The following is a 12,282-nucleotide window of genomic DNA, read 5'->3' as shown; positions in this document are numbered from 1 at the left end:
TCGTTCTCCCCTTATCTGGCAGCCATTTTTTTATAATTCAGGCTTTGCTTGAACAGATATTCTCTTTTTTTCAACTGCTTTAATATCCTTAAAAGTGATAAAGTTCTTTGCTTTCTCATCCCAAAGGCGGAACCTTAGTGAGCGAAGGCTTGTTGCAAGAGTAATGGTTGGGACATGTTGTAATGGCGTTGTGCTACTGTGTGCCTCTTCCAATTTATAATTAGGAACCCTTGGACTTAGGTGGTGCACATGGTGAAATCCAATGTTACCTGTTAGCCACTGTAATACTTTCGGCAGCTTATAAAAGGAACTTCCCTCAACTGCGGCTAATACATATTCCCACTCTTTGTCATGCTCAAAATAAGAATCCTCAAAGGTGTGTTGGACATAGAACAGCCAAATTCCTGCTGCTCCGGAAATCATGAAAATCGAACCTTGTACTATTAAAAATGCCTGCCATCCGATTGCCCAACAAAGCAATGCAATTAAAGCTACGATAATAACATTGGTTAAATACGTATTGTTTCGTTCCTTTGGTCTTGCACCCTTGCGGTTAAATCTATTTTTTAAAAGGAATACATAAATAGGGCCTAATCCAAACATGACGAAAGGATTTCGATAGAACCTGTAGGCTAAACGAGTTCGGAGTGGTGCAGCTAAATATTCATCGACCGTCAGCGTCCAAATATCTCCTGTCCCGCGCTTATCCAGGTTACCGCTTGTTGCATGGTGAACAGAGTGGTCATGTCCCCATTGATCAAATGGATGCAATGTAAGGACACCCATAAACGTTCCTAGGATACGGTTGGCACGGCGGCTCTTAAAAAAGGAAAAGTGAGTACAATCATGAAAAATGATAAAAATTCTTGTTAAGAAACCAGCTGCTATCAAAATCGGAACCAACGCTAACCAATAAGAAACGGATAGGCTCAAGTAAGCTAGGTACCAAAGGGCAATAAATGGGACAACTGTGTTGAAAATTTGGATAACACTTTCTTTCGTTGTTGACTTTTCAAACGGAGCTACTTGTTTCTTCAAATTCTTCGTATCATGTAAGGTCATTTTAGTTAAATTCCCTTCCTTCTTAGTCTTTCTTCGAATTATAAAGGAAGGTTTCATGACATGTTAGTAGCAGGTGTCATGTATCAACCATGATAAATGTCATATTGAAGGTAGAAATATTGCAAACGGTGTCAGGCACCGTTGATTTTACTCGGTTTGCGGAGGTTGAATTGGAATAAATTACATAAAACTTTTTGAAGGTATTATATTGACTCTCCCCTATCAAAGTCTTTAACCAAAGAAAAAAGGCTGATTCAAAGCTCTTCTTTGAATCAGCCTCCTCTCTTCGAAGCTAGCAGCAAACATTGTGCATTCTGAATGGACAATGTACACGAATGGTGTCAGGCACCATTTACAATATTTTCACCATGCTGCTATTCTAAATTGCTGTGACGGGCGAAGGCGTCTTTGTTGCTTACGCTGCTTAGCTTACTGTATTGCAGACAGATGGTATCAAATAGCAGGTGCACGCATTGGTCGAATAATGATCCTAGCGGCTGGATGGTTTTTAGTTCATTCTCGCGGCGGTATTTGGTTGCCGCAGGAACATGCAAAATTCTAGTAGAAGCTGCTGCTAGTGGTGATTCTGGATTTGTGGTTACTCCGATCACTGTGCAGCCAAGAGATTGCGTCTTCTCCGCTGTCCAGACAACACTCTTTGTCGTTCCAGAGCCTGATACCGCCACTAATAGATCTCCCTCCCCAATAGAAGGGGTGATCGTTTCCCCAACAACGTACACCGTTGCACCCAAGTGCATTAATCGCATGGCAAAGGATTTAGCCATCAGCCCTGAACGTCCTTCACCAATAATGAAGATACGTTCTGCTTTTTGCAATTCTTTAGCTAATTCCTGCAGTTGTTCTTCTGCCACTTGGCTTAATACCGTCTCAACTTCCTTTAAAATAGTAGGAACGATCATACTAAATTCTCCTCCTGAAGACAAATTTGTTTAAATTTAGCAGCGGCTGCAGCCGGATTATCCGCTTTTGTAATCGCCGATCCAATAATCGCAATAGCCGGATTCAACGTTTCTCTTAATTTACCTATCGAATCCAGCGAAATCCCTCCGGCTGCTGCCACCAGAATATCCGGATCTTCCAATAGTTCGCCATTCTTCATTCCACGATTCTGCGAGCCCGAAATCTCTTGTTCGTCCTTACTTACATGGTCACAAAAGATCGCTTCTTTATATTTCATTAATGCCCTTTTTTGTTCGGCAGATGTATTTAATAAGTCTATCATTACTTGCTTATTGTACCGCTGTGCTACTTCCATGCAGGCAACAATCGTAACAAGGGGTGACACCCCCATAACGGTGGCTACATCTGCTCCCGATTCAAAACACATTTCGAACTCATACCTGGCATTATCTATCGTTTTAATATCAGCGACCACTGTTTTCGCAGGAAAGGCTCGTTTTAGTTCTTTTACACTAGCAACACCGAATTCTTTGATTAAGGATGTTCCAACTTCGATCCAGTCAATCGAATCTGCCACTTTCCTCGTCAGCTCAATCGCCTCCGCAATCTCCATCCTATCCAAAGCTAATTGTATTTTCATCGTTTTTTAACTCCTTTTTTAAAAAGTAAAACGGTTTACTAAATCGGTTTATTAAAAGTATACGATATTTTCATGTAATTGGATAGAGGGGACACTAAATATCCTCCTCTATACTAACTTGCTTGGAAAGACAAACTCTTCTGGTTTCCTTTCCACTTTATTGATTTGTTCAAATAATAATTCCGCAGCCTTTGTTCCCATCTCAGTCGCAGGTTGAACAATAAACGTAATTGGAGTTTCGACTACCTGTGCAAACGGAATATTATCAAAAACTACTAGCTCTATATCCTTGCCAACCTTGATTCCTTTATCTTTCAAGCACTTCACAACCTCTAAAAATACACGGTCATTTCCTGCAAAAATAGCAGTTGGCCTTTCTTCTAATGAAAATAACTTTTCAAGCTTATGGCTCATCCCTAGAATATCTGATTCGATTATATAATCGGGATTAATTTCTATACCCGCATCCCTCATTGCCTGCTGATAACCTTCAAACCGCTCCGTACGAGTACTCACCTTTAACGGCTGAACAGCAAATGCAATCCGCTGATGCCCCTTCTTTACGAATTGCTGAATCGCTCGATAAGTAGACTCCTGATTATTTGTGACAATTGAAAACACGGGTAGATTTTGTACTTTTCGATCCATAAAGACAACTGGATAATCTTGTTTCATCATACTTTCATACAACTCATTATTTTGTCCCGTTGGAAAAATAATCAGGCCATCTACTTGCTTGGCTCGCAGCATTTCAATATACTTCTTTTCCTTCTCAGGATCATCATCCGCATTACAGACAATTGCATGCAGATCATGTTGGTGGAAAAAATCCTCTATAGCACGGCTTACCTCTGTTGAAAAATAATGCATTATATTCGCGACAATAATACCAACCATCGAGGTCCTTTTTTGCTTTAAACTTCTGGCAATATAATTAGGCTGGTACCCCAAGGTTTGAATCGCCTCTTCAATCTTTTGTTTTGTTTTTTCACCCATATATTCAAATCGATTATTTAAATACTGTGATACTGTGCTTTTAGAAACACCTGCTGCTTTTGCAACGTCTGCCATCGTCACTTTTTCCATATGCTTATCCTCTTTCATTCTCTGTCGATGACTTCATTTTAGCGGCAATGCTGACAAATTTCCATCTAAACGAAAAGAGGATGACAGTTTTTTACAATCAACTGTCAACCCTCTTTGATTTCTTTAAGCTGTGACTTTAATATCAGTTGATTTATTACTCTCCTTTTTTGCAGCCTTTATTGCCCAAACCGTTAAGAGGGCAGAAAGGAATAGAGAGCCCGCCATAAAGATATAAGATGCACCAAATCCACCTGTAGCTCCATTTAAGTAACCAACAATATAAGAACCAACGAATGAACCTAACGCACCCATACTGTTAATGAGGGCCATTGCACCACCAGCCACATTACGAGGCAGGATTTCAGGAATTATCGCAAAGAACGGTCCGTATGGAGCATACATGGCACCGCCTGCAATGACAAGCAGAATAAACGAAATCCAGAAATGATTTGTGCCAAGAGTGTAAGAAGCATAGAATGCAATGGCACCAATTAATAGGAATGGCCAAACAAAACCGCTCCGATTTAACGTTTTATCAGAGAAATAGGAAGCCGTTAACATTAATACAACTGCTAAAATATACGGTACAGATGATAACCAGCCTGTTGTGACAATATCCATGTTTGGTGCTGATTTAATAATAGATGGCAACCACATAACAAAACCATATACCCCAATGCTCCATAGAAAGTATTGAGCACTTAATAAAATCACCGGTTTTGATTTAAAGGCTTCACTGTAATTTTTAACCGCTTTCAAACCTTCTTGTTCTTTTTCTAACTGGTTTTCAAAATCCTGCTTTTCTTGCTCCGTTAACCACTTTGCCTCCCTTGGCTTATCATCAACCAGTTTCCACCAAATGAAGGCCCAAATAACAGCTGGAAGACCTTCAATAATAAACATCCATCTCCAGCCCACAGAATTTAGTAAGTAACCGGATACAATTGACATCCATAAGACAGTAGCAGGGTTACCTAAAATTAAGAATGTATTTGCACGAGAACGTTCTGCTTTCGTAAACCAGTGGCTTAAGAATACTAACATAGCCGGCATAACGGCACTTTCTACTACACCAAGCGCAAACCGAATGACAAATAGTAGATTAATATTGGTAATTAAACCTGTTGCAGAAGCTAAACCGCCCCAAAGGATCAAAGACCAGAAAATTAGTTTCTTCGCACTCTTCTTTTCTGCATAGTTCGCACCAGGCACTTGGAAAAAGAAATAACCTAAGAAAAATAGCGAACCAAGTAATGATGAAGTACCAGGTGTGATATGAAGATCTTTTGCTAATCCCGCCGCTGCCCCAAATCCATAGTTTGCTCGGTCAAGATAGGCAAGGCTGTAAGTGATAAAAGCAATTGGAATTAAGCGAAGCCATCTTTGTTTTGCAATTGTTTGTTTCATCCTTATTTCACTCCCTGTAGATTTTTTTCAATATAGGCAAGTAATTTATCTTTGGTCGGATAACCATCATTGTCTCCCGGTGCTTGAACCGCCAGAGATCCAATCGCATTACCTCTTATAACTGCTTCTTTAATAGTAAGCCTATCAAGTAATCCACTAATGACTCCTACCGCAAATCCGTCACCGGCACCAACGGTATCAATTATTTTTTCTACCTTAAAACCTTGTACTGTCCCTTCTTCGGATGCTGTTTTATAAAATGCTCCCGCACTTCCAAGCTTAATCACTACTAGCTTAACACCTTGATCAAGGTAAAAGGCAGCAATATCACGAGGATCTTTGAACCCTGTTAATATTTCACCTTCGGATACCCCAGGCAGCACATAATCGGCTTGAAATGCTGCTTGGTTAATATGTTTAATCATTTCTTCTTGAGAGCTCCAAAGACTTGGGCGTAAATTGGTATCAAAGGAAATCGTACGGCCATTCTTTTTCATAAAGGCTAAGGCATGGTACGCAAATTCTCTTGCCTCTTCCGAAATCGCTAGGGGAATTCCTGTCATATGCAGGTGCTTTGCGGCTAAAAAGTAGGCTTCATTAAAATCAGCTACGTTAAGATGACTTGCTGCCGAGCCCTTTCTGAAGTATTGAACCTCAGGATCCCCTTCGAGCACCTTCGATTTTAATTGAAAGCCTGTTGGATATTTATCATCAATCCATACATGATCAATGTTGACGTTTTCATTTTTCAGCCGGTCCATGATAAACTTTCCGAACACATCATTTCCGAGTTTACTTGCCCACCCTGCAGAAAGTCCCAGTCTTGCAAGGCCAATAGCCACATTAGTTTCAGCACCTGCAAGTTCGCGGGTGAACTGACTAACTTCATGTAAAGGCCCCGGTTGATTGGCGATAAACATCGTCATGGCTTCCCCAAAGGTAACTACATCTAGCTGTTGCATGTTAATAACGCCTCACTTTCTCTCCCCATATCCATGATCATTTGGATATAGTCTCTTGTTTTCTCTTTCGGTACAATTGGAAATTCGAGCGCTTTCACCAAATCTGCCGGAAATTGCCCCATTACTATCTTCCAGCTATGTTCCCCATCCGGTTGCAACGGCACTGTTTCAAGTGCTTCAGTTACTTGTTTTAAATGGAGGTAAATGACATATGGAGTTAGTTTTTGCAGCGCAACTTCAACATCCTGCCCTGAATAATACCAGTTTCCTGCATCAAATGTCATTTTAACAGGAACCCTATGCTCTACAGTGTTTTCAAAAAATGCCTGTAAATGTTCAACATTTCCTCCATGGGGTGTTTGATCATTTTCAATTAGTAGCTGAATCTCTTCCTGCTGTCTCAGAAACTCATCGAGTTCTGCCATATTTGATTTGTTCTTCTGAAAATGACCTAATGAGATCTTAACCCATTTTGCACCAAGAGCGGCCGCTTCTTGAAAAATCAAACTTAATTGCTCTTTGTTTAACTGATAATCCTCCTTCCAGCATTCAATCGGAGCGGAATAAACAGTGAACAGCTCATATTGATCCATTTCACTCTTTATTCTATCAATCTCTTGATTTTCAACCTGCAATAATTCACGGCGAATTTCCATTCCATAAGCTCCGGCTTCAGCAATCAATCTAACAAATGATGCTTGGCCCTTTGTTGTCACTTCGATGCTGTCATAAGCATTTAACGGGACAATCACGTTTCTCATATTAAAGATCCTTTCTAGATGAACATTTATTCTAAAACGTTTTAGTAAACCGGTTTAGTAAATCGATTTATTCATATTATAAACCAAATGTAAGCGCTTTTGCAACGATATTTTTTATAAAAAGTCTGTTAAAGAATATTTTTGATATTTTAACCATAGAAAAATCCCCTCCAAGTAGTAATGTATCCTCCATGATAAAATCATGGTCTTTTTACACTGTCTACTTAAAGGGGATAATACCATAGTTTGGTCTTTTTAATACGTTTTTCAACTAACCACTTGTTACGTTAAACGAACTTATTCTAATAAGAATAGGTCGTTGAATAGACTATTGTCTTTAATTTGGCTTAACTGTTTGTTCCTACTTTATCTTTTGCCAAATAATCATAAGCTACGGTTGGTGCTGCAAGTTTAAGGTCAGTAAGAATATGAGAAACATGAACGATTTCAAGAACTGGGAGGTCCGCCATTGGTGCAAGCACATGTTCAAATAATTGCAAACGGGCAGGTCCTGTCCATGCTCCATGGATAGTTAATTCCGATATATCTGTTCTAACTAGTTCACAAACCTTTTGCTTCCCATTAAAGTCAGGAACGATTTTTAGCATAAAAGTTGGACGAGTGAGCTCTTCTCTCGCTAATTTTATATCCATCGGCTGATGTTTATAGCCCATTGTCGCATTTGCGACACGGAGACTTCCATAATCTAGTGTTCCAACAAGGGTATCTGAGTCGATATAAAGCTTAGGAGCACCTAGCTTTTTCGGATAAGCACTTGCTTCTCTACCCAGTGCAATGGCAGGATGATTATCCACATACATAGCATGGAGGTATTCTCCTTTTTCATTATTGAAGGTTATTGGAATAACCTGACCGCACTCCGTGTAGGCACCCAAACCCGTAACATCAGGCATGTACATGATTTCAAATTTAACAAGAGGGTCTTCAATCTCTAATGGCTCTGGAACTACTTTTTTTAATGAATCCATATCTGTACGGTAAACAATATTCAAGTATTCCCTGTTGCGGAATAAATAAGGACCTTTTGGATAAGCTGGTGCACCAAGTGGTGTCGAGATTTGCTTTTTTACATCTTCTATTAACATACGATTCATCCTCCTTTTATACACCAAATTTTAATCCTAATTTAAATATAGGTAAAATACATATAATGAATATCATTTATTCCGTACATGAATAAAATTAGAACTTGGTACTTTTTTCTCTATTGCTTGTTGGAAATTTAGACTGGATAAAATAGAGCAATTCCCTTGTGGCATAAGATAGATATTTATTTTTTCTCCAAATGATAGCAAGATTCCATGGGATTTTAGGTTCCCTTATTGAAACAGTTTTAATCACTGATGGATCTAGTTTACTGCAGAGAGGTTCTGGCAAAATAGCTACACCATGCCTATTCGCAACCATTTCACTAATGAAATCCCACTGGGAGCTTTCATAAATGACGTTGGGATTAAATCCAGCTTGAATACAGGATTCACGAATACGATCATGTAAAGCAAATCCCTCCCGCAGGAAAATAAAGGAATCATTTTTTAATGTTTTAAGAGGAATTGTTTCAACATTAGCTAAGGGATGCCCTCTATCTACGATTAACTTTAACTCGCTTTTAATAAACGGGCAGGAATCAAACAGTTCCTGATTGACAGGTAGTACAGCAAAACCAAAGTCTACACTCCCTTCTTCTATCATCTTTTCTACTTTTTTAGCCCCCTCCTCTTCCAATTCTATTTGGATATTTGGATAGGACTGACGAAAGTCCATAATCAACTTAGGAAAAAAGAGAGAGCCTATAACTGGAGGGAGTCCAATTTTTATAGTACCTTTTTTAATTTTCATCATATCAGCAAGCTTGTCTGACAGATTATTCATCAACCTCATAATTTCCTGTGCTTCTTCATAGACAATCTCCCCTGCATCCGTCAATTTCATATGTTTTGTCGTTCTGTCAAATAAAAGGACATCTAACTCTTCCTCTAAGTTTTTAACCATTTTGCTCAAAGTAGGCTGCGTTATATTAAGCTTCTCTGCTGCCTTCGAAAAGCTAAGGTGTTTGGCAACCTCGATAAAATATCCCAATTGTCGGCTTTCCAAATGCCAATCCCTCCTTTTATAATTATTTTTCATAAATATTATTCAATATATGTATTTTACCAATATATCCGACTGCTTTATAATAAAAAAGGTTTTTAATAAGCCTTATTTAGAACAAAGGTTTTCAATTTATAGAAAAGGGAGAATATCAATGAAAGAGCATACAAATAGAACAGTCATTGTTACAGGTGCTGCTAGAGGTATTGGTTATTCCATTGCCGAGGCGTTTGTGAAAAACGGCGATTTTGTTGCCATTGCAGATTTAAATCTTGATAATGCTGTAAAAAGTGCAGAAACACTTGGAAGTCAAGCTAAAGGTTACCAGGTAAATGTTGCAGACGAGGATTCCGTAAAAAGCTTTATTGATCAAGTAGTGGCAGACAGGGGTTCTGTTCATGTATTGGTTAATAATGCTGGCCTACAGCATATTGATAAGGTAGAAGATTTCCCAACTGAAAAATGGAATCTATTGATTGGTGTTATGTTAACGGGACCATTCCTGTTGACTAAACATGTTATACCACTTATGAAAATACAACAATACGGAAGAATCATCAATATTTCCTCTGTTCACGGAAAAATGGCTTCGCCATTTAAAGCTGCCTACGTTTCTGCAAAACATGGCGTCGTTGGCTTAACTAGAACGGTTGCGATTGAAGCAGCTAATGACGGCATTACTGTTAATGCAATCATGCCTGGAGTAGTAAAAACAGAATTGGTTATGAACCAGCTTGCTGCCTTAGCACAGGAGGATGGAACGTCCGAAGAAGAAGCATTGCACAAACATCTTTTAAACAAACAAGCTCTAAAACGTTTTATCGATCAGTCTGAAGTTGCCTCAGCTGCTATTTTCCTTGCATCTAATGGTGCAGCAGCCATCACTGGAGAAACTCTTAGTGTTTCTGGTGGAATGTAAAAACGGTTTGCAAGGTAGCTAAGTGTTACTAAGGTGTTGCTAAAAAAAGGTCACGAGAGTTCCATTTTCCTCGTTACCTATTAAATAATTAGAACCTCTGTATATCTCTACAATATAAAAAAATCAGTTTGTTTGGATTACTTCCTTTATGTACTATAATCGAATTAATAAGCGTTTAGTAAACTAGGTGATAAGATGACAAACATTAGAGATTTAGCCAAAATGGCTGGGGTTTCGGTGACGACTGTTTCAAGGGTACTAAATAACCATCCATATGTTAGGGAGGAAAAGAGAAACAAGGTCTTGTCCGCCATAAAGGAGAGCAATTATCAGCCAAATATTAATGCGATCCACTTAAGTATGGGTAAAACCTTTCTTATTGGTGTGGTTGTGCCCTTTATTGACCATCCATACTTTTCTCTTTTAATAAAGGGAATTGCGATAGAAGCATTAGAAAACAATTATAAGCTGGTCCTATTTCAGACCAACTATGAGGTGGTAAAGGAACTTGAGGCCCTGCAAATGCTAAAACAAAAACAAATTGATGCCTTAATCATCTGTTCAAGAATCTCCGAATGGCCGATTATTGAAGAATACTTAACGTATGGCCGAATTGTCTTATGCGAGGATACCCGAGGGAGAAATGTCTCTTCAACGTTTGTAGACCACTATCAAGGTTTCCTGACTGCTCTTGAATACTTATACGAAAAAGGTCATCGAAACATTGGTTATTGTATTTATCGTAACTCAGGTGCAAATAGCAAGAATAGAGCATTGGCATATGAGCATTTTATTGAAAAATATCAGTTGCCCTATCATCCTGAATATATTATTACTCAATGTCTTCAATTTGAAGATGGAGAAAAAGTACTCGATAGAGTTCAACAAATGTCTAATCCTCCTTCTGCTATGCTGGTCACAAGTGATGAAGTTGCAGCCGGAATTGTTACCAGTGCACAAAATCGCAATTTCTCCATTCCAAGTGATTTAGCGATTATTGGTTTTAATAATCAGCCTATCGCTCATATGATGCAGATTACGACGATTGAAATTCCTCTCATGGAGATTGGAAGGAAGCAATTTCTTCAGGCGATGAACGAAAGTGAGATTGCTGTCTATCAAGAGGTGCCTGTTACATTGATTGAACGTGAGACAGTATAATGGTGTACTAAACTTGAGCCTACAGGTTCAAGTTTTTTTTAGGGTGATTTTAAAATTTTCATAAAATTACTTGACCTGAAACGCGTTTCATAAAATATGCTCTAGGTGCAAGACATACAGCACAAGCCGGCGTGATCGAATCCTTCGAGCGTAACGGCAGTGTTGTATCTTATCGGAGGTGTAAAATATATATATGAAAAAACCAATTGTATTTTTTGATATTGATGGAACGTTATTAGATGAAAGAAAAGTCATTCCTGAATCCACGAAGAAGGCCATTCGCCGTCTTCAGGAAAAAGGGATTCAAACTGTCATTGCGACAGGTCGTGTCCCCAAAATGTTCTACTGGATTCAAAAGGAACTAAATATTCATTCCTATGTAGCCATGAATGGACAATACGTAGTATTTGAAGGGAAAGAGGTTTACTCTAATCCCATTGGATCAGATGTACTGCAATCAATGTCCGATATGACGGCCCAAAACGGTCACGCTTTAGCTTACTGTAGTCATGATAATTATAAAGTAACTGAGAGTAATCATCCGTTTATTGAAGCTAGCTTTGATTCATTAATGATGCCCTATCCAGAGGTAGATAAAGAGTATTTCAAACAATTAGCGATTTTTCAAGGTCATTTATACTGTGACCCAAAGGATCTCAAACAATATATGACCAGCTTTCCTGAATTTAGTTTTGTAAAATGGCACGATGTTGCCTATGACATTCTTCCAAGTGGTGCTTCAAAAGCAGTTGGAATTCTAAAGCTCCTAGATGCATTGAATTTAAAAAAAGAAGATGCTTTCGCTTTTGGGGATGGTTTAAATGATATTGAAATGCTCACAACGGTTGGTACAGGAGTTGCTATGGGGAATGCGGTTCCAGAAGCAAAAACAGCAGCAGATCTCATTACGACTTCCTCTTCTCAAAATGGAATTCTTAATGGTCTTATCCAGGTCGGGCTTTTAGAGAAAGGTATGGCCGTTTAATCTAGTGAGGTGGTGCGAACAGTTGAGAGAGGCTGTTCGCTTTTGATATTTATTAGTTTTACAGCTTTACGTAAAAAAACCTGATTCCCCTATGGAAATCAAGCTTTCTTGAGTGGGCCTAAATGGACTCGAACCATCGACCTCACGCTTATCAGGCGTGCGCTCTAACCAGCTGAGCTATAGGCCCCAATTGGAGCGGGTGATGGGAATCGAACCCACTACATCAGCTTGGAAGGCTGAGGTTTTACCAGTAAACTACACCCGCA

Annotated in this window: 12 protein-coding genes and 2 tRNA genes; 3 read left to right on the top strand and 11 right to left on the bottom strand. The window is 39.0% G+C overall.

Annotated features, from left to right (window positions below):
• Positions 1 to 30 precede the first annotated feature (30 nt).
• The 9 genes from CVD27_RS13365 to CVD27_RS13325 all read right to left on the bottom strand — a co-directional run bounded on the left by CVD27_RS13365 (position 31) and on the right by CVD27_RS13325 (position 8,954).
• Positions 31 to 1,062 carry a fatty acid desaturase gene (locus CVD27_RS13365; RefSeq protein WP_101648408.1) on the bottom strand — a complete coding sequence of 344 codons (1,032 nt, stop codon included), beginning with the start codon at positions 1,060 to 1,062 and terminating at the stop codon, positions 31 to 33.
• 374 nt (positions 1,063 to 1,436) lie between these two features.
• A complete protein-coding gene (hxlB, locus tag CVD27_RS13360) occupies positions 1,437 to 1,982 on the bottom strand; it encodes a 6-phospho-3-hexuloisomerase (protein WP_101648407.1) in 546 nt (181 codons plus the stop codon).
• Positions 1,979 to 2,623, bottom strand: a complete 645-nt coding sequence (gene hxlA / locus CVD27_RS13355; protein ID WP_101648406.1) for a 3-hexulose-6-phosphate synthase — start codon at positions 2,621 to 2,623, stop codon at positions 1,979 to 1,981. The genes hxlB and hxlA overlap by 4 nt, the downstream gene beginning before the upstream one ends.
• 108 nt (positions 2,624 to 2,731) lie before the next feature.
• Positions 2,732 to 3,709, bottom strand: coding sequence for a LacI family DNA-binding transcriptional regulator (locus CVD27_RS13350; RefSeq protein WP_101648405.1), 978 nt, complete (start codon positions 3,707 to 3,709; stop codon positions 2,732 to 2,734).
• Positions 3,710 to 3,832: 123 nt separating this feature from the next.
• Complete coding sequence (locus tag CVD27_RS13345) at positions 3,833 to 5,116, bottom strand: MFS transporter (protein ID WP_101648404.1); 1,284 nt, start codon at positions 5,114 to 5,116, stop codon at positions 3,833 to 3,835.
• A 2-nt stretch (positions 5,117 to 5,118) separates the two neighbouring features.
• Entirely contained in the window at positions 5,119 to 6,078 is a 960-nt protein-coding gene (locus CVD27_RS13340) for a sugar kinase (protein WP_101648403.1), read from the bottom strand.
• Positions 6,066 to 6,839 (bottom strand): sugar phosphate isomerase/epimerase family protein, encoded by a 774-nt coding sequence (locus CVD27_RS13335; protein ID WP_101648402.1) that lies wholly within the window; start codon positions 6,837 to 6,839, stop codon positions 6,066 to 6,068. Before CVD27_RS13335 ends, CVD27_RS13340 begins: the two co-directional genes overlap by 13 nt.
• A gap of 347 nt (positions 6,840 to 7,186) precedes the next feature.
• Complete coding sequence (locus CVD27_RS13330; RefSeq protein WP_101648401.1) at positions 7,187 to 7,945, bottom strand: acetoacetate decarboxylase; 759 nt, start codon at positions 7,943 to 7,945, stop codon at positions 7,187 to 7,189.
• Positions 7,946 to 8,042: 97 nt separating this feature from the next.
• A complete protein-coding gene (locus CVD27_RS13325) occupies positions 8,043 to 8,954 on the bottom strand; it encodes a LysR family transcriptional regulator (protein WP_101648400.1) in 912 nt (303 codons plus the stop codon).
• A 151-nt stretch (positions 8,955 to 9,105) separates the two neighbouring features.
• Between CVD27_RS13325 and CVD27_RS13320 the strand changes: the two genes are divergently transcribed.
• From CVD27_RS13320 to CVD27_RS13310, 3 genes are all read left to right on the top strand, one after another.
• On the top strand, positions 9,106 to 9,870 hold the full coding sequence (locus tag CVD27_RS13320) for a 3-hydroxybutyrate dehydrogenase (RefSeq protein ID WP_101648399.1): 765 nt from the start codon (positions 9,106 to 9,108) through the stop codon (positions 9,868 to 9,870).
• A gap of 195 nt (positions 9,871 to 10,065) precedes the next feature.
• On the top strand, positions 10,066 to 11,031 hold the full coding sequence (locus CVD27_RS13315) for a LacI family DNA-binding transcriptional regulator (protein ID WP_101648398.1): 966 nt from the start codon (positions 10,066 to 10,068) through the stop codon (positions 11,029 to 11,031).
• Positions 11,032 to 11,224: 193 nt separating this feature from the next.
• Positions 11,225 to 12,016, top strand: a complete 792-nt coding sequence (locus CVD27_RS13310) for a Cof-type HAD-IIB family hydrolase (RefSeq protein WP_101648397.1) — start codon at positions 11,225 to 11,227, stop codon at positions 12,014 to 12,016.
• 113 nt (positions 12,017 to 12,129) lie between these two features.
• Here CVD27_RS13310 and CVD27_RS13305 read toward each other — a convergent pair.
• Positions 12,130 to 12,203: transfer RNA gene (locus CVD27_RS13305), tRNA-Ile, on the bottom strand.
• Between the two features lie 4 nt (positions 12,204 to 12,207).
• Positions 12,208 to 12,281 (bottom strand) — tRNA-Gly (locus CVD27_RS13300).
• Between the last annotated feature and the right edge of the window lies 1 nt (position 12,282).

This window comes from Neobacillus cucumis (genome assembly GCF_002860255.1).
Classification (GTDB): Bacteria; Bacillota; Bacilli; order Bacillales; family Cytobacillaceae; genus Neobacillus; species Neobacillus cucumis_A.
This window is presented reverse-complemented; position numbering and strand designations above follow the sequence as displayed.